The sequence below is a fragment of the Streptomyces sp. NPDC058274 genome, assembly GCF_042881375.1.
Taxonomy (GTDB): Bacteria; Actinomycetota; Actinomycetes; order Streptomycetales; family Streptomycetaceae; genus Streptomyces.
In genome coordinates this window covers 23,663-44,647 of record NZ_JBHVXW010000029.1, presented here as the reverse complement: position 1 = coordinate 44,647, position 20,985 = coordinate 23,663, and the positions used below count along the sequence as shown (strand labels likewise).

Sequence of the window (20,985 nt, the reverse complement as noted above, 5' to 3'; positions counted from 1 at the left end):
AGGGATTCACGGATGCGTCGCATTAGCATGACGGTGATCTTCGAGCACCAAGAAGACGTCGATCTTCACGTACTAGGAAAGCGACACCACACCATGGACCTCGGCGTGCGCTGGAAGCTGCACGGTGACGGGCGCACGCCCGCGCCCGGAGCGGTTGTCCGCCCCGACGAACGGCTGTCGTGGCCCCGCACGGCCGGGCTCGGCGCCCAGCACGTGGTGGCCATGTTCGGCGCGTCCTTCGTCGCCCCCGTCCTGATGGGCCTGGACCCCAACCTCGCGATCATGATGTCCGGCATCGCGACGGTCATCTTCCTGCTCGCGACCCGCGGCCGGGTGCCCAGCTACCTCGGCTGCTCCCTGTCCTTCGTGGGCGTCGCCGCGGTGATCCGCGCCCAGGGCGGCACCAGCGCGACCGTGACGGGTGCCGTCTTCGTGGTCGCCGTCGTGCTGTTCCTGGTGGGACTCGCCGTCCAGCGGTTCGGCGCGCGGATCATCCACGCGGCCATGCCGCCGATCGTGACCGGCGCGGTCGTCATGCTGATCGGCTTCAATCTGGCGCCGGTGACCGCCTCCACCTACTGGCCGCAGGACCAGTGGACGGCGCTGCTCGTCATGTCGTTCACCGGTTTGGCCGTGGTGTGTCTGCGGGGTTTCTGGTCACGGATCGCGATCTTCCTCGGCCTGGTCTTCGGATACGGCATCTCCTGGGCGTTCGACCGGCTGTTCGGCCGGATCCACTCGACCGACGCGAGCGGCAAGCTCACCGACCACTGGCGGCTGGACCTCTCCGGCGTCGGCAGGGCGGACTGGGTCGGGCTGCCGTCCTTCCACGGCCCGAGCTTCCAGTGGTCGGCGATCCTGGTCGCCCTGCCGGTCGTCATCGCCCTGGTGGCGGAGAACGCGGGCCATGTGAAGGCGGTCGGCGAGATGACCGGCGACCCGCTCGACGACAAGCTCGGCACCGCCATCTCCGCGGACGGCGTCGCCTCGATGCTCTCCACGGCGGTCGGCGGCCCGCCCAACACCACGTACTCCGAGAACATCGGCGTGATGGCCGCGACCCGTGTCTACTCCACCGCCGCGTACTGGGCCGCCGCCGGCTTCGCGCTGCTGTTCGGCCTGTGCCCCAAGTTCGGCGCGATCGTGGCCGCGATCCCCGGCGGCGTCCTCGGCGGCATCACCGTCATCCTGTACGGCATGATCGGCCTGCTCGGCGCCCAGATCTGGCTCAACGCCCGGGTGGACCTGCGCAATCCGCTGAACCTGGTGCCGGCCGCCGCGGGCATCATCATCGGCGTCGGCAACGTCACCATGAAGTTCACGGACACCTTCTCGCTGAGCGGCATCGCGCTCGGCACGCTCGTCGTGATCATCGGCTATCACGCGCTGCGGGCCATGGCCCCGCCCCACCTCAAGTCACAGGAACCACTGCTCGATTCGGGAACGTCGACGTACGACGAGGGCGACGCCGGCGACGGCTCCGGTCAGCGCGCCAGCTCGTAGGCGTACTCCGCGGAGAAGGTCCCCGGCGTGCCCTTGCACCCGTCGGACTCACCCGGCAGCTTCACCCACAGATAGGCGTCGATCCGCGCCTCGCCCGTCACCGGCGTAGGCGGCCGTCCGATCTTCCGGCCGTCCGGATCGCACCACTCGCCGTCGGCCGGGGCGCCGTTGCCGTTGCGGCTGGTGTCGATGACGGCGCCCAGGCTCGCGGGGCCGCCGAGGGCGGACAGCACCTGCCGGGCGTACGCGACCTCCGCGCTCGTACGGTGAAAGTTGGACACGTTGGTGAAGATGCCGTCGGAGGAGGCGGCCGAGCGGGCGCCGGCGCGGGCCAGCAGCGAAGCCTGTGCGGCGGCCGTGTTCCAGTCCGAGTGGCCGGCGTCGTAGTAGACCCTGGCCCTCGGGTTCGCCGCCTTGAGGACGCGGCCCGCGCGGGCCAGCGAGGCGAAGCGGTCGGCCTGTTGGGTCCCGGACAGACACGCGGACTGGGCGATCGAGTCCGGCTCGAGGATCACGATGACCTCGCCGGAGCCGAGGCCCGCGGCGAACGCGTCGATCCAGCCGTCGTAGGCCGCGAGGTCCGGCGCCCCGCCCTCCGAGGCGCCCCCGCAGTCGCGCAGCGGGATGCTGTACGGCACGACGACCGGCACCCTGCCCGCAGCCGCCGCGCCCCTCGTCACCGCCCTGACCCGCGCGGTGACGGTCGCCGGTGAGAAGTCCGCGAACCAGACCGCGGCCGGGCGGCCGGCTATCCGGGAGGCGATGACCGCCCGCCGGGGATCGTCCGGGTGGGCCCGTACCCAGTCGAGCACCTGGGAGTCGGGATGGCGGTAGAGAGGGGCGGCCACGGCGTTCCCCGGTTTCTTCCCGGCGGACTTCGGGCTCGGCCGGGCCGAGGACTTCGACGGGGACGGCGAGGCCGAGCCGGTCACGGGCGAGGGAGCCGGGACGGCGGGCAACGGCTGAAGGCTCGGCGAACGGGTCACCCGGGGCCCGGCCTCGTCGGAGGGGCGCCCGTCGTCGAGCGCGGACATCATGCCCGTCACCGTGCCGACCGCCACCACGACCGAGGCCGCGGCGGCCATCGCGCCACGTCGGGCGACCCGCCCGCGCTCGGCCTTGCGGGCGGCCAGGCGCTGGGCGCGCGAACCTGGCACAGCAGTTCCCCCACTCCCCCGGCGAGCACCATTCCCCCGTTCTGGGGAAGCGTCCGGCCCGGCGGCACTGCGGCAAGCCTAGGACTGGGACGCTGCCCCCATGGCGCAGTTGGAACAGTTCACCACCCCCGTGGACACGGTCATCCTCCGGATGCGGGCCCTTGACGCGGACCTCCCCGAGCGGGACGGGATCGCCGTCTTCAACCGCGTCTACCTCGCCGTCACCGAAGAGGTCGCGCGGCGACTGGACGCGGGCCACTTCGCCAACCCCGAGGCCGCGGCCACGCTGGACGTACGGTTCGCGCAGCGCTATCTGCGGGTGGCCGAGCAGGGGTGTCCGCCCGCCTGCTGGCGGCCGCTGTTCCAGTTCCGCCGCCATCCCGGCGTACGGCCGCTGCAGTTCGCGCTCGCGGGCATCAATGCGCACATCGGCCACGATCTGGCGCTCGCCGTCGTGGACGCCTGTCGTACGCTCTGCTGCGAACCGGCCGATCTGGAGGACGAGTTCGACCGCGTGGGCGATCTCCTCGTCTCGCTGGAGGAGCGCATCCGCGAAGATCTGATGCCGGGTCCCGATCTCCTCCAGATCGCCGATCCGCTCACCCATCTGCTCGGCTCGTGGAGTCTGGAGCGGGCCCGCGACGCCACCTGGTCGGCCGCCCGGGCGCTGTGGGCCCTTCGCGGACTGCCGGATCTCGCCGAGGAGTTCGGCCACCGTCTCGACGCCGCCGTGGGCCTCGCGGGCCGGATGCTGCTCACCCCGCTGCCGGACTGATCCGGCCAATTCCGCACCAACCGGAACTGCCCGCCGATCGCGGAACGTTGATCGGTAGGCACATCCGGATACGAAGGAGCGGACACATCATGGCGACGCGCCTCGGCCTTGGCCTCCCCCAGATGCGGCAGTACGACCTCGGACGGGACGTGCCCGATGTGGCACGCGCGGCCGAGCGGATCGGCTTCGAGAGCCTGTGGGTGTTCGAGCGGGCCCTGTTCCCGGAGCCCACCACCCAGGGGCTGTACGGCATCGAGGGCCTGCCCTGGCCCGAGCGGTACCGAGGCGTCGCCGATCCCCTGGTGACCCTGACCCTCGCCGCGGCGGCCACCGAGCGCGCCGCGCTCGGCACGAGCGTGCTCGTCGCTCCGCTGCATGTCCCCTTCCAGCTCGCCAAGTCCCTCGCCACGCTGGACGCGGCGAGCGGCGGCCGGGTCGTCGCGGGGCTCGGCACCGGCTGGTCGCTGGACGAGTACGCGGCGGCCTCGGTCCGGCCCTTCGAGGAGCGCGGCCAGGCGCTGGACGAGGTGATCGAGGTGTGCCGCGCGGTCTGGGGCCCCGACCCGGTGGTCTACGACGGCAAGGTCACCCGCATCGCCTCGGCGGCGGTGGGGCCCAAGCCCGCGCGGCCGATCCCGATCCTGCTCGCGGCGAGCTCGAAGAGGGCCCGGCGACGGCTCGTCGACCACGCGGACGGCTGGCTGCCGGTCGGCAGGAGCGCCGCCCAAGTGGCGGAGCAGTGGCGGGAGTTGCAGGAGCTGGCGGCCGAGCGCGGCCGTACGGAACCGCTGCGCACGGTGCTGCGGGCCAACGCGGAGTACACCGCGCAGGCCCACACCGGCGCGAACCGGCAGCCGTTCCAGGGCAACGTCGAGCAGATCGTGACGGATCTGGCCGCGCACGCCGAGATCGGCCTCGACGAGATCCTCCTCGACCTCCAGGGCGGGACACGCGACGCCGGGGAGCTCAAGGACGTGGCCGCGGCGGTGTACACGGCGGCGCGGGCGGCGGGGGTCTGAGCCGGGAGGCCGCTCGGCAGCAGACAGGACGGCCACTCAAGGCGTGGCCGGCCGAGGCCGGGGAGCCGCAGCACGGCTCCCCCGGCGCGTCAGTCCTCGGGCAGTTCCACCGGCGCGATCTCGTCGTAGACGTCGCCGGGCCCGGGGTTGGTCGGGTCGGTCGTCCCGCCCAGCTGGTGCATGACGCCCCAGACCGCGTTCAGCGCGGTCTGCACGGCGCCCTCGGCCCAGCCGGCCGTCCAGGAGATGTCGTCGCCTGCGAGGTAGATACCGCGCTTGTCCTCGGGCAGGGCATCCTGCATGAAGTGCGTGAACAGGCGCCGCTGGTAGCGGTAGTGGCCGGGCAGGTTGGCCTTGAACGCGCCCATGAAGTAGGGCTCGTTCTCCCAGGAGACGGTCACCGGGTTGCCGATGATGTGCTTCCTGATGTCGACCTTCGGATAGATCTCGCCGAGCGACTTCAGCATGACCTCCATCCGCTCGTTCGCGGACAGCGGCAGCCACTTCAGGCTGTCGTCGCACCAGGTGTAGGAGAGGCAGATGACGGCGGGCTTGTCCGGACCGTCGTCCAGGAGGTAAGTCCCGCGCGTCATACGGTCGGTGAGGGTCATCGACATGACGTCGCGCCCCGTCTGCTCGTCCTTGTCGAGCCAGAACGGCCGGTCGACGGGCACGAAGAGCTTGCTCGACTCCATGTAGTGAGTCCGCTCCATCGCCGTCCAGTGGTCGATCGGGAAGAGCGCGTCGTCGCAGGCGATCTTGGACAGCAGCAGCCAGGACTGCGCGGTGAAGATCGCCGCCTTGTACGTGCGGATGTCGCCGTTCGCGTCCGTCACGGTGATCCGGTTGCCGGACGTGCGGTTCAGCCGGGTCACGGCCGGGCGCGGGGTCCCGTCGTGCAGCGTCGAGAGCGACGTGCCGTACGCCCAGTGCACGATCTTCTCCGGCTCGCGCTCCCACAGGCGCAGCGGCAGCTGCTGGGAGCCGCCGACGATGCCGCGGTGGTGGTCGTCGGCCTCGGTGTAGACGACCCGCAGGATCTCCAGGATGGAGTTCGGGAAGTCGGTGTCCCAGCCGCCGGTGCCGAAGCCGACCTGGCCGAAGATCTCGCGGTGCCGGAAGGACTTGAAGGCCTCGGAGTCGCAGAGGAAGCCGTAGAAGGTCTGGTTGTCGAACTTCTCGACGAGCTGGGACCAGATCTCGCGGATGCGCGGGACGTCGCGCTCGCGCATGGCCTGGTTCATGTCGGTGAAGTCGGCGCCCTCTTCCAGACAGGCGCTCCAGGCCGCCGCGACCTGACGGTAGACCTCGGGCAGATCGTCGATGGTCTCGGCGTAGTGCGACTCGCCCTTGAGGTCGACGACGGTCGACGGGGTCGCCTCGGACAGGGGGTTCGGGAACGCCTGCGTCTTCAGGCCCACCAGGTCGATGTAGTGCTGCAGGGCCGTCGAGGAGGGCGGGAAGCGCATCGCGCCCATCTCGGCGGTGAGGGACGGGTCGCAGCCGTCGAAGCCGACGGTGCGCAGCCGGCCGCCGATCTGGTCGGCCTCGTAGACGACGGGCTTGAGGCCCATCTTCATCAGCTCGTAGGCCGCCACGATGCCCGACAGGCCGCCGCCGATGACCGCGACCTCCGTGCCGTGCTCGGTCGCCGGTATCTGGCCGAGCCCCGCGGGGTGCGCGAGGAAGTCGTCGTACGCGTACGGGAAGTCCGGGCCGAACATGGTGATCGGCGGCTGCTGCACATCGGCGTGCTGGACGGCGTTGGGCACCGTGGACGTCATGGGGTACGGACTCCTTGCGGGAAAGCTGTTCGGGGGGAGGGCGGCGGGCTGCTCAGACCAGCGATCCGTAGAGACCGGGGCGGCGGTCCTTCAGATACGGGTTCGCCTCGCGCGAGGCCGCGAGGAAGGCGGGGTCGGCGTCGGCGAAGACGAGTTCCTCGCCACGGCCCGCCCGGGCGCGGGCGACTCCGTCGGGCCCGGCCAGGGTGGAGAGGCCGACGAACTCGAACTCGCCCTCCGGTCCGGTGCGGTTGACGTAGGCGACGTACATCTGGTTCTCGAAGGCCCGCACCGGGACGACGGACTCGGCGACGAACTGGAAGGGGTGCATCTGCGCGGTGGGCACCAGGAGGAGGTCGGTGCCGGCCAGCGCGTGCGCCCGGACGTTCTCCGGGAACTCGACGTCGTAGCAGATCATGAGGCCGACCCGCAGTCCGCCGAGCTCGGCCTGGACGACCGGCTGGTCGCCCGGGGTGAACCGGTCCCGCTCGAAGCAGCCGAAGAGGTGCGTCTTGCGGTAGTTCGCGAGACGGGTGCCGTCGGCGGAGATCAGCTGCGCGGAGTTGAAGACCGTACTCACGCCGTCGGCCGCGGGGCTCCCGGCGTCGCGTTCGGGGTAGCCGTAGGCGACCGCCACGCCGTGCCGGGAGGCGATCCCGGCGACCGCGTCCGCTGACTCGCCGTCCGCGGGCTCGGCGAGGCGGGCGATGTCGTCGCCGATCGCGTATCCGGTCAGGAACATTTCCGGCGCCACGACCAGGCCCGCTCCCGCGGCGGCGGCACGGCCGGCGGCCTCGTCGAGAACCTTGAGGTTCGCGGCGACGGAGCCGGGGCTGCCGGAGCTCTGGAGCAGGGCTGTGCGCATGCGTGTTCCTCGCCGGTACGGAGGGGTTTGGGGGGCCACCTAGACGGTACGGTCGCCGTGCTCGGCCGGACAAGGAGGAGCCGTTGCGCGCCGGTGAACGAATCGTTGCGTGCGTCCGGCCCTGCGCGGCGATTCGTTGCGCTGCCGGAGGCGGGGGTCGCGTTCCCCTTGAGGCGCAGGTCACAGCCGGGCCCCAGCCGGGCGGCGGAGGCCCGGCGCCGCCCTCGGCACGATGTGCCGTGGGCGGGCCGGCGGAACAATGGTGATTGCCCACTCCACCTGCGGAAAGGCCGTCCGTGAACCGTCCCACCCGGCGTACCCGGCTCGCGTTGCCCGGTACCGCGCTGCCGCTCACCGCGGGGACGACCGGATCCGCCGTCGCGTCGGTGCGCCCGGACGTCGCCCAGGGGTCCGGTCCCCAGCCGCGAATCGGCTACCCCAGCGCGAACGTCGTGATCACCGCCGCGTGGTCCGAGGGCCAGTCGTTGGCCGCCACCTCGGGCCACGCGCGCGGTGAGCCGCTGACGAAGGTCCGGGAGTCGAGCACCCGCAGCCCTCTGCCGTTGTGCAGCACGAAGTCGATGCGGTCCTGCGGTTCAGGGCGTCCGCTGCCGTCCTCGTGCTCGTCGTGCACGGGCGACCAGGTGTGCCCGGGATCCCGCACCGGGTCGGGCCGGGCCTCGCGATAGGAGTCGCGCAGTCCCGCCTCCTGGGCGGCCTTCGTCACGGGCCACCCGACGTCCGGCCAGTCCAGGTGCGAGGGCGTGTTGAAGTCGCCGGTCAGCAGCACCGGCGTGGCCTCGTCGGCCGAGTCGGCGATCCGCCGCAGGATGTCCCGCATCTGGGCCAGCCGCACGTCCTCGTGGGCGATCAGCTCCGCCTCGGGAAGCCCGTCGAAGCGGGCTTCGTAGGGCCCGTACGGGGTGTAGTCGAGGTGAGCGCTCCAGACGGCCACCTCCCGGCCGCCGTCGAGCCGGATCCGTACCCCGGTGCCTCCGTAGAAGCCGACGTCCGGGTCGCCGAGACGGGCGGTGATCGGGTACCGGCTGATGATGCCGAGGTTCTCGCCGGCCTGATGGTGGTGCCAGCCGAGGGCGTCGGCGAGTTCGCGCGCGGAGGTGCCGTACGTCTCCTGCAGTCCGACCACGTCCGCGCCGGTCTCCGCGATGACCTTGAGCTGCTTCGCGCGGAAGTCGTCGACCTTCGTGCCGCCGTACCAGAGGTTCCAGCTCATCACCCGCAGCTCGCGGGGTGTGACCAGGGCCCGCAGCCGGTCCGGGGTCACCTCCTCCAGGCTGGTGAGGACGGTGCGCCCGGGCGCGGAGGCGATCGGCGCGAGCGAGGGCACGGCGAGGACGGCGCAGCCCGCGGCCTCGGCGGAGGCCACGCCGGTCTCGGTGTCCTCGACGGCCACGCAGGCGCCGGGGTCGACGCCGAGGGCGCGGCAGGCGGCGAGATACGGGTCCGGTGCGGGCTTGGTGCGCCCGGTGTCGTCGGCGGTGACGGAGACGGCGAAGTGTCCGGCGCCGAGGGCGGCCAGGACGGTGTCCGCCACGGCCCGGGGCGACGCGGTCACGAGAGCGGTGGGGACGCCCTCGCGGGCCAGCTCCTCGAGGAGCCGCAGGGCACCCGGGCGGGGCACGATGCCGGCGCGGACCCGGTCCGCGAACTGGCGGTGCAGTTCGGCGCCTACGTCGACCGCCGCGGCTCCCGTGCCGTCGCCCAGCCACGCAGCGGTGTACTCGACCGGGCGCCCCAGCACGTCCGGCTGGTCAGCCTCCGTCAGCGGGCGCCCCAGCCCGGCCGCCACCTGCTCCACCGCCTCCCACCACAGTCGCTCGGTGTCCACGAGCGTGCCGTCCATGTCGAACAGCACGGCCTGGAGCGGGAGTCGGGGGGTGGTGCGGTCGGTCACGGTGCTCTCTTTCGTCGTGGGGGTGCTGCGGAGCCGGGCGCTCACGGGGTGCCGCGGAGCCCGGCGGTCAGCGGCTGGTGCGGAGCCCGCGGCCCAGGTGCGCTCGGCGACCAGCGGCTGCCGCGGGTCGTCGTGGGGGTGCTGCGGAGCCCGGCGCTCACGGGGTGCCGCGGAGCCCGCGGTCAGCGGCTGGTGCGGAGCCCGCGGCCCAGGTGCACTCGGCGACCAGCGGCTGCCGCGGTGCCCGGGGCTCAGGTGCGCTCGGCGACCAGCACCGGCCGCTCCGGCAGGCTCACGGTCACGGCGGCTCCGGCACCGAGCGCCGCGGCCTCGTGCGTGGGCAGGTCGGCCTTCACCTCGGTCGCGTCGGCGAGCCGGACGGTCACCCGGGTGGCCGCGCCGAGGAACGCGGTCGCGACGACGCGCGCGTCGCCCGTGGCGTCCGCCCGCACCCGCACCGCCTCGGGCCGTACGAGGACGTCCACCTCCGCCGCGGCGGGCGCGTCCCCCTCGAACGGCAGCCGCTGTCCGAGTACGTCGACGACGTCCGCGTCCAGCCGTCCCGGAATCCGGCTCATCGTCCCCACGAACTCGGCGACGAAGGCGGTGGCGGGACGTCCGTACAACTCGGCGGGCGCCGCGCACTGTTCGAGCCGGCCACCGCGCATGACGGCGACCCGGTCCGCCATGGACAGTGCCTCCTCCTGATCGTGTGTCACGAACAGCGTGGTGGTGCCGAGTTCCTGCTGAAGGCGGCGGATCTCCTCGCGGAGGCTGAGCCGCACCTTGGCGTCCAGGGCGGACAGCGGTTCGTCGAGCAGCAGCACGCGCGGGCGCAGGGCGAGCGCGCGGGCCAGCGCGACCCGCTGCTGCTGGCCGCCGGAGAGCTGGTGCGGGAAGCTCTCGCCCTTGTCCGCGAGCCCGACGAGGTCGAGCAACTCGGCTGCACGGGCCCGCCGTTCGGCCGTACGCACCTTGCGCATCCGCAGTCCGAACGCCACGTTGTCGAGGGTGCTGAGATGCGGGAAGAGGCTGTACGACTGGAAGACCATCCCGGCGTCGCGCCGGTGGGCCGGCACGCGCGTGACGTCCTCGCCGTCGACCAGCACCTCACCGGCGTCCGGATGTTCGAACCCGGCGAGCATCCGCAGGGCGGTGGTCTTGCCGCAGCCGGACGGGCCGAGCAGCGCGAGGAGTTCACCGGGCCGCACGGTCAGGTCGAGTCCGTCGAGGGCGACGGTGCTGCCGAACTCGCGGCGCAGGCCCCGGAATTCGACGGTTGCGGCCATGGTGGCGGCCTTCTCAAGCGTGGTGACGGTCATGGTTCATCCCCGGGAGGCGGAAGCGGTACGGGAGCGTCCGCCGAATCCGGCGAGCGCGAGGAGCAGTGCCCAGGTGACCAGCAGGCTGAGCACGGAGACGGCGACGGACAACTGGGCCTGAGATCCGCTGATGTTGACGATCCACACGGCGAACGGCTGGAAGCCCAGGAGCTGCGCGACGGTGTACTCGCCGAGCACCAGCGCCAGCGTGAGGAAGGCCGCGTTCAGCAGCGCGCCGCGCAGATTGGGCAGCACGGCCCGCACGAGTGCCTGCGGCCACCCGGCACCGCAGCTGCGGGCGGCCTCGACGAGGGTGCGTACGTCGATGGCCCGCAGGCCGGCGTCCAGGGCCCGGTACACGAAGGGCAGCGCCATCACGACGTAGGACAGGACGAGGACGAACGGGAAGCCGGGGTTCTGGATCGCCACGAACGTCTGGAACAGGGGCGTGCGGGAGAGGTGCTCGGGCCCCCACTTCAGGACGGTGCTCATCCCGGCGACGAACGCGATCGGCGGCACGACCAGCGGCAGCGAGCAGACCACCTCGACGACGGGCCGCAGCTTCGGCGCGCCGAGCCGCAGCGCGACCATGGCGGGCACCATCAGCAACAGCACCACGACGATGGTGGCGGCGGCCAGTTCCAGCGACAGGACCAGGCTGGAGACGAAGCCCTCGGTGCCGACGATCCGGGTGTAGGCGTCGAAGGTGACGCCCTGGCCCGGCACATCGACCGTGAAGACGACGGAGGCGGCGAGCGGGACCAGGAAGTACAGACCGGCCGCGGCGAGGGTGATCCCGCGCCAGGGCCGTACGGACGTGTTCAGGCGAGCCATCGCGCGCTCCGTCGTTGCAGGGGCAGGTACACGGCCATCACCAGGCCCGCGATCAGGACCATGTCGAGGCTGAGAGCGAGCGCCACGTTCTCCTGGCCGACCAGGACGTTGCCGGAGAGCGCGTCGGCGATCTGCAGGGTGACCAGCGGGACCGAACTGCCCACCATCGCGGCGGCGGTGGCGTACGCGGCGAAGGCACTGCCGAAGAGGAGGACGACACCGCCGAGCAGCGAGGGCGCGAGGACGGGCAGGGCGACGTGCCGCCAGTACTGGATCCCGGTGGCGCCGTTGTTCTGCGCGGCCTCCCGCCACTGGGTGCGCAGCCCGTCGAGCGCGGGCGTGATGGTGAGGACCATCAGCGGGATCAGGAAGTACAGGTAGACGAGGGTCAGGCCCGAGAAGCTGTAGAGGTTCCAGCCCTGGTCGGCCAGGCCCAGGTGGCGGGTCAGGACACCGGAGTTACCGAGGGTGGCGACGAAGGCGAAGGCCAGCGGGACACCGCCGAAGTTGGCGAGGACACCGGAGGCGGTGAGCACGGCCTCGCGCAGCGCGCGGAAGCGGGAGGTCACCACGGCCTGGGCGAGCGGCAGTCCGAGGACGGCCGCGACGGCCGCGGAGACGGCGGAGAGCTTGACGCTGCCGAGCAGGGCGGTGAGGTACGCCCCCTGCACGGAGTCGGTCATGTTCGCGGCCGTGTACGAAGTGGCGCCGGTGGTCTGGTCCTTGACGGTGAAGGCACCGTTCAGCATGGCCAGGGCGGGGATCCCGAAGGCGATCGCCACGAAGGCGAGCAGCGGGACGACGGCGAGCCAGCCGGCGGCGCGGGGCCGCCGCTTGCGGGAAGCGGCGGGCACCACGGCGGCCGGAGCGAGCGCAGCCGTCACCTCGGTCGTCTCGGTGGTGGGGGTCGTCATCCGGAGACGGCCTTGCCCCAGCCCTGGGCGATGACGCCCTTGGCCTTGCTCTGCTGCGCCTCGGTCGGGAAGGACGGCGTGCCGGAGACCTTCGGCAGCTTGGCCGCGGCGGTCTTGTCGAGCGTGCCGGCCTTGTCCATGGCGGTCATCAGGGCCGGGCGGGCGTAGCCCTTGAGCCAGAGGTTCTGGCCCTCGGCGCTGTAGAGGTACTCCTCCCACAGGCGGGCGGCCGCCGGGTGCGGGGCGTCCTTGTTGATCGCCTGCGAGTAGTACTGGGAGAAGGTGCCGTCCGTCGGGACCGCGACCTTCCAGTCGACGCCCTTGGACTTGAACTCGTCGGCGTACCCGGCGTTGAGGTAGTCCCAGTCGATGCTGATGGGCGTCTCGCCCTTCTCGACCGTGGCGGGGGTGGACTCGACCGGCGTGTAGTTGCCGTTCTTCTTCAGCTCGGCGAAGAAGTCGAGACCGGGCTGGATGTCGTCGAAGGAACCGCCACTGGCGAGCGCGGCCGCGTACACGCCGCCGAAGGCCGAACCCGACTTGGTGGGGTTGCCGTTGAGCGCGACCTGGCCCTTGTACTGCGGCTTGAGCAGGTCCTTGAAGGTGGTCGGACACGACTTGACGCGCTTGGCGTCGCAGCCGATGGAGATGTAACCGCCGTAGTCGTTGTACCAGCGGCCCTTCGCGTCCTTCTGGCCCTCGGGGATGTCGCCGAAGCCGGCCACCTCGTAGGGCGCGAGCAGGCCCTGCTGGGCGGCGCTCAGGGCGAAGGAGCTGCCGAGGTCGAGGACGTCCGGGGTGCGGGACTGGCCCTTGCGGGAGGTGACCGCGTTGATCTCGTCCTGGCTGGAGCCGTCCGGGTTCTCGACCTCGATCTTGATGCCGTACTTCTTCTTGAACCCGTCGATGAGGGCCCCGTAGTTGGCCCAGTCGCGGGGCAGGGCGATCGCGTGCAGCGTGCCCTCCTTCTTGGCGGCCGCGACCAGGGCGTCCAGGCCGCCCAAGTCCGCGGCCGAGGTCGCGGTGGCCGCGCTCTTGCCGCCGGCGGTGGTCGACGCGTCGTCGGGGGCCGCGCCACAGGCGCTGAGCGTGAGGGCGGCGGCGACGGCGAGGCCGCCGGTGAGGACGGCGGTCCTCGGCAGGAACACGGTCACGGTCTCTCCAGGGGTGCGTACAGGGCTCACACGAAGGCGAGAACTTGTCTGAACAAGTTGGCCTCAGTAGGCACGCCGTTGATGTCGTGTTCGTAAACTCTGGCGAAACGAGTGACCTCGATTCCCTTCACCCTCGCAGCTCGCACGAGTCGGAGCGCCGACTCGTCTACGCTGGTCGCGCTGCGCGCACTGCGCACAACTCTGCGCGAGAGAGGGAGCATGGCGGCACGACACGAGGAGATCGCCGAAGAACTCAGACGTGCCATCGACCGCGAGCAGTACGCGGTCGGCAGCCTGCTCCCGGCGGAGACCGAACTCGCGGCCCACTACGGCGTCTCGCGCGGCACGGTCCGCCAGGCCGTGGCGGCGCTGACCGCCGAGGGACTCATCGGGTCACGCCAGGGCGCGCGCCGCGTGGTCCTGGCCGGCCGCCGCAGCCAGAGCTTCGCCGAACTGCGCAGTTTCGCGCAGTGGGCGCGGGCGATGGGGCGGGACGCGACCGGCCGCGTGGTGTCGTCGCGGCTGCTGCCGGCCACCGCGGAGGACGCGGTGCGGCTGCAACTCGAGGCGGGCACCACGGTGTTGCACGTCCTGCGGCTGCGCGGCCTGGACGGCGAGCCGGTCCTGCTGGAGCGGACCGTGTACGCGGACTGGATCGCGCCCGCCGTCGAGGCGATCGAACCGGAGTGCCCGAGCGTCACCCAGCGCCTGTACGAGGACGAGGGCCTGGTCTTCGCCTACGGCGAGCACGTCATCGACGCGGTGGCGGCCGGTGCGCAGGACGCCGAACTGCTCGGCGTGCGCCGCACCAGCCCACTGCTGCGCGTACGCCGGGTGACCACGACCCGCGAGGGGCGCCCGGTGGAGTGGTCGGACGACCGCTACCGCTCGGACGCCGTGAGCTTCAGCGTCCACAACTCCATAGGCAACAACGCCCTGGCGAGACAGAGAGCGGAGTAGCCACCTCTTGGACCCCGGGCACAGGAGCGCCCCTTCAGGGGCGCGGGGAACTGCGCGACAAGCCCCAACGAGCCCGCAGCCGCAAAGAGGCGGGACCCCCCTGGGGCGCACTGGCAACCGAGCCCACAGCCGCAAAGAGACAGGACCCCCGCTCCCGGCGGCGTACCAGCACTTGAGGGGGCGCCTGCTAAGCAGGCGACCCCGAGGAAAACCTCCGCAGCAACGGCGAAAGCACCAGCACCGACTTGGTCCGCTCCACGAACGGCTCCCCCGCGATGCGCTCCAGCACGCGCTCGAAGTGACGCATGTCGGAGGCGAAGACCTGGACGACCGCGTCCGCGTCACCGGTGACGGTGGACGCGGCCACGACCTCCTGGTAGCGCTCCAGGCCCCGCCGGATGGTGTCCGGGGAGGTGTTGTGCCGGCAGTAGATCTCGACGAACCCCTCGGTCTCCCAGCCGAGCGCCGACGGGTCCACCCGTACGGTGAATCCGGTGATGGCGCCGGTCGCCCGCAGCCGGTCCACGCGCCGCTTCACGGCGGGCGCGGACAGGCCGACGAGTTGTCCGATGTCGGCATAGGAGCGACGGGCGTCCTCGGCGAGGGCGTGCACGATGCGTTCGTCGAGATCGTTCAGCAAGGCGGGTGGTTCACTTTTCTGAGATGACTGCGGGGGCTGCGGGGGCTTCGGTGTCCGCTGCGGCCAGCCGGGACCGGCGGTAGCCGTAACTGAAGTAGAACACGAGCCCGACGGCCATCCAGGCACCGAAGACCACCCAGGTGACGGCCGAGAGGCTGCCCATCATCCAGACGCAGAAGGCGAGGCCCAGCGCGGGCAGCAGCGGCGACAGCGGCACCCGGAAGGTGCGGTTCATCTCCGGGCGCGTCCGGCGCAGCACCACGACCGCGACATTGACCAGCGCGAAGGCGAAGAGCGTGCCGATGCTGGTGGCGTCGGCGAGCTGGCCGAGCGGGATCGCGGCGGCGAGGACACCGCAGAACAGCGAGACGATCAGCGTGTTGGCGCGGGGCGCGCCGCTCTTCGGGTGGACCCGGGAGAACACCTTCGGGACGAGCCCGTCGCGCGACATGGCGAACAGGATGCGCGTCTGGCCGTAGAGCACGGTCAGCACGACGCTGGCGATGGCGATGACCGCACCGGCCGCGAGCAGCGTGCCCCAGAAGGTCTGACCAGTGACGTTCCGCATGATCTCGGCGAGCGCGGCCTCCGAGTCGTTGAACCCCTTCCAGGGCTTCGCGCCGACCGCGACGGCGGCGACGACGACGTACAGCGCCGTGACGATGACCAGCGAGAGCATGATCGCGCGGGGCAGGTCGCGCTGCGCGTTCTTCGCCTCCTCACCGGCCGTGGAGGCGGCGTCGAAGCCGATGTACGAGAAGAAGAGCGTGGCCCCGGCAGCGCTGACGCCCGCCATGCCGAGCGGCATGAAGTGCTCGTAGTTGCCGGACCGGAAGCCCTGGATGCCGATCACGCAGAACAGCAGCAGCGCGACGATCTTCACGACGACCATGATCGTGTTGGCGCGCGCCGACTCCTTGGCGCCGCCGAGCAGGAACGCCATCGCCAGCAGGACGACGATCAGCGCGGGGAGGTTGAAGATGCCGCCGTCGCCGGGCGGCGCGGAGAGCGCGTCCGGGATGGTGACGCCGATCGTGCCGTCGAGCAGTTCGTTCAGGTACTCGCCCCAGCCGACCGCGACGGCCGCGACCGAGACGCCGTACTCCAGGACCAGACACCAGCCGCAGATCCAGGCGATCAGCTCGCCGAGCGTTGCGTACGCATACGAGTACGAGGACCCGGCGACCGGGATGGTGCCCGCCAGCTCGGCGTACGAGAGGGCGGAGAACAGGGCCGTGAGGCCGGCGATCACGAAGGACAGGGTGACCGCGGGACCGGCCTTCGGGACGGCTTCGCCGAGCACCACGAAGATGCCGGTGCCGAGGGTCGCGCCAATGCTGATCATGGTCAGCTGCCACAGGCCGAGGGAACGCCGCAGCGAGCCACCCTCACCCTGGCCGCCCTCGGCGACCAGGCGTTCCACGGGCTTGCGCCGCATGAGGCGCGCGCCGACGCCCGGGGACGGCGGGGCGGACGGTGTGCGGGACTGCGGGGGTGCGCCTTGGTCGAGCACGCGCTGGCTCCTTCATCGCTGCCGGTCGGGTCGACGAGGACCGGCGGCACCCCTGGCAGCAGGGACCCACCGAGCGGGGTCCTCGCCACGCCACGTACAGCGCTTGACCCTACGAGGCCGGGCTTCGCGGGCGTAATGCAGCAGCCTTGCGCATCTCGGCAAGATCGTTGCGTTCATGGCAGCGGGGACGGATGTTCGTTGCGCGGACCTTTTCGACCCTTGCGCGCCCTGCCGGAGGGGCCGGAAGCGGGGGCGCGGCAGGGTCTGGCGCGGAGGCGGGGCGGACCGACGCCGACGGCCCCCCGTGGGCGTACCCCGGGGGCCGTACGACGCGTCGGCGCGTCAGCTCCAGCTGGCGTGCAGCGGCTGGCCCTCGGCGTAGCCGGCAGCACTCTGGATGCCCACGATGGACTTGTCCGCGAACTCCTCGAGGGAGTTGGCGCCCGCGTAGGTGCAGGAGGAGCGGACGCCCGCGATGATCGAGTCGATCAGGTCCTCGACGCCCGGTCGGGACGGGTCGAGGAACATGCGCGAGGTGGAGATGCCCTCCTCGAACAGCGCCTTGCGGGCCCGGTCGTACGCCGACTCCTCGCTGGTGCGGTTCTTGACCGCGCGGGCCGAGGCCATGCCGAACGACTCCTTGTACAGGCGCCCGTTGGCGTCCTGCTGAAGGTCGCCCGGGGACTCGTACGTGCCCGCGAACCAGGACCCGATCATGACGTTGGACGCGCCCGCGGCCAGCGCCATCGCGACATCGCGCGGGTGACGGACACCGCCGTCGGCCCACACGTGCTTGCCGTACTTCTTCGCCTCGGCCGCGCACTCCAGGACCGCCGAGAACTGCGGCCGGCCGACGCCGGTCATCATGCGGGTGGTGCACATGGCGCCGGGGCCGACGCCGACCTTGATGATGTCGGCGCCCGCCTCGATCAGGTCCTTGACGCCCTCGGCGGCGACGATGTTGCCGGCGGCGATCGGGACCTGCGGATCCAGTGCGCGCACCGTCCTGATCGCGGCGATCATCGACTCCTGGTGGCCGTGCGCCGTGTCGATGACGAGCGTGTCGACGCCCGCGTCGAGGAGCTGCTTGGCCTTGCCCGCCACATCGCCGTTGATGCCGACGGCCGCGGCGATGCGCAGCCGGCCGTTCGCGTCGGTGGCCGGGGTGTAGAGCGTGGCGCGCAGGGCGCCCTTGCGGGTGAGGATGCCGGCGAGCCTGCCGTCCTGGTCGACCGCGGGCGCGTAGCGGCGGTTGGCGCCGTCGAGCTTGTTGAAGGCGTCGCGAGGGTCGATGTCGGCGTCGAGGAGCAGCAGATCCCGGGACATGACCTCGGACAGCTGCGTGAAGCGGTCGACGCCGGAGAGGTCGGTGTCGGTGACCACGCCGACCGGGCGGCCGTCCTCGTCCACCACGACGCCCGCGTTGTGCGCGCGCTTGGGGAGCAGCGCCAGCGCGTCGGCGACGGTCTGGTGGGGGGCGAGGATGATCGGGGTGTCGAGCACCAGATGGCGTCCCTTGACCCAGGAGACGACCTCGGTGACGACCTCGATCGGGATGTCCTGCGGGATGACCACGAGGCCACCGCGGCGGGCGACGGTCTCGGCCATCCGGCGGCCCGCGATGGCCGTCATGTTGGCGACGACGAGCGGGATCGTGGTGCCCGTGCCGTCGGGGGAGGCGAGGTCCACGCCCTGCCGCGAGCCGACCGCTGAGCGGCTCGGCACCATGAAGACGTCGTCGTACGTCAGGTCGTACGGAGGCTGGATGTCATTGAGGAAACGCACGTGCTGCACATCCCGGTCGTTCAGAGGTGGCCCCCGGACAGGTCAGCCAGGGGGAAGAGCACGTACTTCATTGTCCCATGTCAGCCGGTATGCGCTGCCCGCACACATCATCCAAGCTGGTCAGAGGGCAGTTGGTCGGATCCTCCAAGAGTGAGGACGACGGAGAGCGTGGCGTCGTACTCCTCGTAGTGCCCGGCGGCCGACTCCAGCACCTCCTGCGCCGTCTCCCACTCTCCGGGGCGGGCCGTCGCGTAGGGCCGCCAGCCGGTCACCACGAGCAGTCTGCCCGGGCTGGCTGGTCCCCAGTCGGGGTCGCCGAGGGTGTCCGCGAGTGCGTCCCAGTTCCGCCCGAACCAGTCGGGCAGGTCGAGGGCGCGCACGCAGCGCTCCATGAAGGCCGCCTTGTCCGTGACCCCGGTGAGGTCGAGGACGCTGACCTGCCATCCGGCCGCGCGGCACACGTCCGCGAGGGGCCCGTGCGTCATCTCAGCACCGCCCTGAACGACTCGTAGTGATCATCGGTGTAGTAGATCTCCCCGCCCTGACCGGTGACGATGCGCCGGGCTCCCCGGTCGCGCTCGCCGGGGGTCCTGACCGTGTACTCGTGGTAGTAGCCGCGCGGGTGCTGCGGCAGCGCCCGCTCGAAGTTCCCGAAGACGGCGCCGTCCTTGGCGTACGGGAAGGGACCGCCCCGGTCGATGAGGGCGAGGGTGGCGCGGGCCTCGGCCGGGAGCCGGGCCTCGGCGACGGTCGGCATCCCGCCGGCCCATGGCGGGGTGGCCTTGACGGACGCGGCCGTCGAGACGCCGACGCCCGTCGAAGGGTCCGTAGCCGTCGTCGAGCAGCCCGTCAGCAGGACCGTCAGGCAGAGGAGAAGTCCCGCGAGCAGACGGGGGACGGACCGCGGCAGCATGCCGCCGATGCTGCCACAGCCGCCCCCGCACGGCGCGTTCCCAGGACGCTCAGGGCCCGTCGGGGTCCGCCCGGTTCAGCGCGGGCCGCGGGGGCGGTCCCGCCGTCATCAGGGCGTCCGCCGCCGACGTGTCCGTCACCAGGCTGGTGACGAGGCCGGAGCGCAGCACCGCGTCGATCGCGGCGGCCTTCCGCGCTCCGCCGGCGATCGCGACGACCTCCGGGACACGGCGCAGCTGGTCCGTCTTGACCGTGATGCACCGCTCCCCCAGGTCACGTCCGACCCGGCGCCCCTCGGCGTCGAAGAGGTGCGCGGACATCTCGGCGGCGACACCGAGCGAGGCGTAGTGCCCGCGCTCCTCGTCGCTGAGCATGTCGTGCACCGTCGAGATGCCGGCCTCCCAGGAGCCGATGGACACACAGGCCACCGTCACCTTGTCGAAGTACTCGAAGGCGCGGGCGATCCCGGTCTGGTTGCGCAGCGCGGCCGCGGTGGCCGCGTCGGGCAGCAGCATCGGCGCGTAGATGGGATGGGCGTCCCCGCCCGACACCTGGGCGGCGCGCCGCACCGCCTCCACCGACCCGCGCTCGGCGGTCCCGGCGTCGTACACCCCCGTCAGCTGCACGACCGTGCAGGGCGGCAGCCGGTCGAGGGCGGCGGCCATGTGGATGGTGGAACGGCCCCAGGCGAGGCCGAGCACATCTCCCTCGTTGACCAGCTCGCCGAGCAGGTCCGCGGCCACCTCGCCGAGGTTCTCCGGGTCGGGCGACTCCTCCGCTTCGGCCGGGGACTCGACCACGACGGCGTGCCGCAGCCCGTACCGAGCGCGCAGCGCGTCGGAGCGCTCCGCGTCCAGCTCGGCCGGCACGCGGATCTCGATCCGCACCAGGTCCCGTTCGAGAGCGGTCTCCAGGACCCGGGCCACCTTGAAGCGGCTGACGCCGAACTCCTCGGCGATCTGGATCTTGGATTTGCCCTCGAGGTAAAAGCGGCGGGCCATGGCCGCCGCCTGCACCAGCTCAGCGGGTCCCATCCGCATGGCTGACCGGCCAGCCGACATACCCGACACGGCGATCTCCTCACTGCTGTTCACACTCTGGGTTCGCCGTTCATCCTTGCAGATCCGGCGTACTTGATCCGCCCGGATGGGCGGCGTTCACGTTCCCTTGGTTCAGTGGCCGCACGCCCAGGACGCATGGGCGGTCACCGCCTCCGCCTGCGTGCGCAGTGCACGTACCGCCTCGGCCGGGTCGGACGCCCCGTAGACGGCGGAGCCCGCGACGAAGACGTCGGCTCCGGCCTCGGCGCACCGCTCGATGGTGTCGGCCGAGACACCGCCGTCGATCTGGAGCCACAGTTCGAGGCCGTGCTTGCTGATCAACTCGCGCGTGCGCCGGATCTTCGGGAGCATGATGTCGAGGAATGCCTGGCCGCCGAAGCCCGGCTCGACCGTCATGATCAGCAGCATGTCGAGCTCGGGAAGCAGGTCCTCGTACGGCTCGATCGGGGTCGCCGGCTTCAGGGCCATGGAGGCCCGGGCGCCCTTGGCCCGGATCTCGCGGGCGAGCCGCACCGGTGCCGCCGCCGCCTCCACATGGAAGGTGACCGAACCGGCCCCCGCCTCTACGTACCGGGGAGCCCACCGATCGGGGTCCTCGATCATCAGATGGCAGTCCAGCGGGGTCTCCGTCGCACGGGCCAGGGACTCTACGACCGGCACACCGAGCGTGAGGTTCGGTACGAAATGGTTGTCCATGACATCTACGTGGAGCCAGTCGGCCCCTTCGACCGCCTTTGCCTCCTCGGCAAGACGGGCGAAGTCGGCGGACAGGATGCTGGGGTTGATCTGCACGGCCATGCCCCAAGCCTGCCATGCCCGGCACCGGTTGCTCCCCCCGGTCCAGACCTGGTCACTTCTGCGGATGTTGCCGC

General features: G+C 71.6%; 19 protein-coding genes. 4 read left to right on the top strand and 15 right to left on the bottom strand.

The genetic code is table 11. The features are described from left to right. Positions 1-93 precede the first annotated feature (93 nt). Positions 94-1,503, top strand: a complete 1,410-nt coding sequence (locus ACFVYF_RS36060; protein ID WP_389462294.1) for a uracil-xanthine permease family protein — start codon at positions 94-96, stop codon at positions 1,501-1,503. Here the strand turns inward: ACFVYF_RS36060 and ACFVYF_RS36055 are convergent. Then, positions 1,485-2,588, bottom strand: a complete 1,104-nt coding sequence (locus ACFVYF_RS36055) for a glycoside hydrolase family 6 protein (RefSeq protein WP_389462293.1) — start codon at positions 2,586-2,588, stop codon at positions 1,485-1,487. The two genes, ACFVYF_RS36060 and ACFVYF_RS36055, sit on opposite strands and share 19 nt — an antisense overlap. A 172-nt stretch (positions 2,589-2,760) precedes the next feature. Between ACFVYF_RS36055 and ACFVYF_RS36050 the strand changes: the two genes are divergently transcribed. Together ACFVYF_RS36050 and ACFVYF_RS36045 are read left to right on the top strand one after the other, a co-directional pair. Further along, a complete protein-coding gene (locus ACFVYF_RS36050; RefSeq protein ID WP_389462264.1) occupies positions 2,761-3,435 on the top strand; it encodes a DUF5995 family protein in 675 nt (224 codons plus the stop codon). Between the two features lie 89 nt (positions 3,436-3,524). Next, a complete protein-coding gene (locus ACFVYF_RS36045; protein ID WP_389462263.1) occupies positions 3,525-4,454 on the top strand; it encodes an LLM class F420-dependent oxidoreductase in 930 nt (309 codons plus the stop codon). Positions 4,455-4,543: 89 nt separating this feature from the next. Here the strand turns inward: ACFVYF_RS36045 and ACFVYF_RS36040 are convergent, their stop codons facing one another. From ACFVYF_RS36040 to ACFVYF_RS36010, 7 genes are all read right to left on the bottom strand, one after another. Continuing rightward, positions 4,544-6,238: a flavin monoamine oxidase family protein gene (locus tag ACFVYF_RS36040; protein ID WP_389462262.1), complete on the bottom strand. Its 1,695-nt coding sequence runs from the start codon at positions 6,236-6,238 to the stop codon at positions 4,544-4,546. A gap of 52 nt (positions 6,239-6,290) precedes the next feature. Further along, positions 6,291-7,103, bottom strand: coding sequence for a carbon-nitrogen hydrolase family protein (locus ACFVYF_RS36035; RefSeq protein ID WP_389462261.1), 813 nt, complete (start codon positions 7,101-7,103; stop codon positions 6,291-6,293). A 433-nt stretch (positions 7,104-7,536) separates the two neighbouring features. Continuing rightward, complete coding sequence (locus ACFVYF_RS36030; RefSeq protein WP_389462260.1) at positions 7,537-9,018, bottom strand: HAD-IA family hydrolase; 1,482 nt, start codon at positions 9,016-9,018, stop codon at positions 7,537-7,539. Between the two features lie 251 nt (positions 9,019-9,269). Continuing rightward, the gene (locus ACFVYF_RS36025; RefSeq protein WP_389462259.1) at positions 9,270-10,340 is read right to left on the bottom strand and encodes an ABC transporter ATP-binding protein; all 1,071 of its coding nucleotides are present in this window, start codon (positions 10,338-10,340) and stop codon (positions 9,270-9,272) included. Positions 10,341-10,343: 3 nt separating this feature from the next. Next, positions 10,344-11,174 (bottom strand): ABC transporter permease, encoded by an 831-nt coding sequence (locus ACFVYF_RS36020; protein WP_389462258.1) that lies wholly within the window; start codon positions 11,172-11,174, stop codon positions 10,344-10,346. After that, complete coding sequence (locus tag ACFVYF_RS36015; RefSeq protein WP_389462257.1) at positions 11,162-12,088, bottom strand: ABC transporter permease; 927 nt, start codon at positions 12,086-12,088, stop codon at positions 11,162-11,164. Before ACFVYF_RS36015 ends, ACFVYF_RS36020 begins: the two co-directional genes overlap by 13 nt. Further along, positions 12,085-13,242: an ABC transporter substrate-binding protein gene (locus ACFVYF_RS36010; RefSeq protein WP_389462256.1), complete on the bottom strand. Its 1,158-nt coding sequence runs from the start codon at positions 13,240-13,242 to the stop codon at positions 12,085-12,087. Before ACFVYF_RS36010 ends, ACFVYF_RS36015 begins: the two co-directional genes overlap by 4 nt. A 219-nt stretch (positions 13,243-13,461) precedes the next feature. Here ACFVYF_RS36010 and ACFVYF_RS36005 point away from each other — a divergent pair, with 219 nt between their 5' ends. Further along, positions 13,462-14,202 carry a GntR family transcriptional regulator gene (locus ACFVYF_RS36005; protein WP_389462255.1) on the top strand — a complete coding sequence of 247 codons (741 nt, stop codon included), beginning with the start codon at positions 13,462-13,464 and terminating at the stop codon, positions 14,200-14,202. Positions 14,203-14,389: 187 nt separating this feature from the next. Here the strand turns inward: ACFVYF_RS36005 and ACFVYF_RS36000 are convergent, their stop codons facing one another. From ACFVYF_RS36000 to rpe, 7 genes are all read right to left on the bottom strand, one after another. Then, positions 14,390-14,842, bottom strand: coding sequence for an Lrp/AsnC family transcriptional regulator (locus ACFVYF_RS36000; protein ID WP_062722548.1), 453 nt, complete (start codon positions 14,840-14,842; stop codon positions 14,390-14,392). A gap of 10 nt (positions 14,843-14,852) precedes the next feature. Next, positions 14,853-16,355 (bottom strand): amino acid permease, encoded by a 1,503-nt coding sequence (locus ACFVYF_RS35995; protein ID WP_389462253.1) that lies wholly within the window; start codon positions 16,353-16,355, stop codon positions 14,853-14,855. 342 nt (positions 16,356-16,697) lie between these two features. Further along, positions 16,698-18,140 carry a GuaB1 family IMP dehydrogenase-related protein gene (locus ACFVYF_RS35990; RefSeq protein WP_389462252.1) on the bottom strand — a complete coding sequence of 481 codons (1,443 nt, stop codon included), beginning with the start codon at positions 18,138-18,140 and terminating at the stop codon, positions 16,698-16,700. A gap of 107 nt (positions 18,141-18,247) precedes the next feature. Continuing rightward, entirely contained in the window at positions 18,248-18,625 is a 378-nt protein-coding gene (locus ACFVYF_RS35985) for a barstar family protein (RefSeq protein ID WP_389462251.1), read from the bottom strand. After that, the gene (locus ACFVYF_RS35980) at positions 18,622-19,053 is read right to left on the bottom strand and encodes a ribonuclease domain-containing protein (RefSeq protein ID WP_389462250.1); all 432 of its coding nucleotides are present in this window, start codon (positions 19,051-19,053) and stop codon (positions 18,622-18,624) included. The genes ACFVYF_RS35985 and ACFVYF_RS35980 overlap by 4 nt, the downstream gene beginning before the upstream one ends. 49 nt (positions 19,054-19,102) lie before the next feature. Then, positions 19,103-20,146, bottom strand: a complete 1,044-nt coding sequence (locus tag ACFVYF_RS35975) for a sugar-binding transcriptional regulator (protein WP_389462249.1) — start codon at positions 20,144-20,146, stop codon at positions 19,103-19,105. Positions 20,147-20,224: 78 nt separating this feature from the next. Continuing rightward, a complete protein-coding gene (gene rpe, locus ACFVYF_RS35970; RefSeq protein ID WP_389462248.1) occupies positions 20,225-20,911 on the bottom strand; it encodes a ribulose-phosphate 3-epimerase in 687 nt (228 codons plus the stop codon). Between the last annotated feature and the right edge of the window lie 74 nt (positions 20,912-20,985).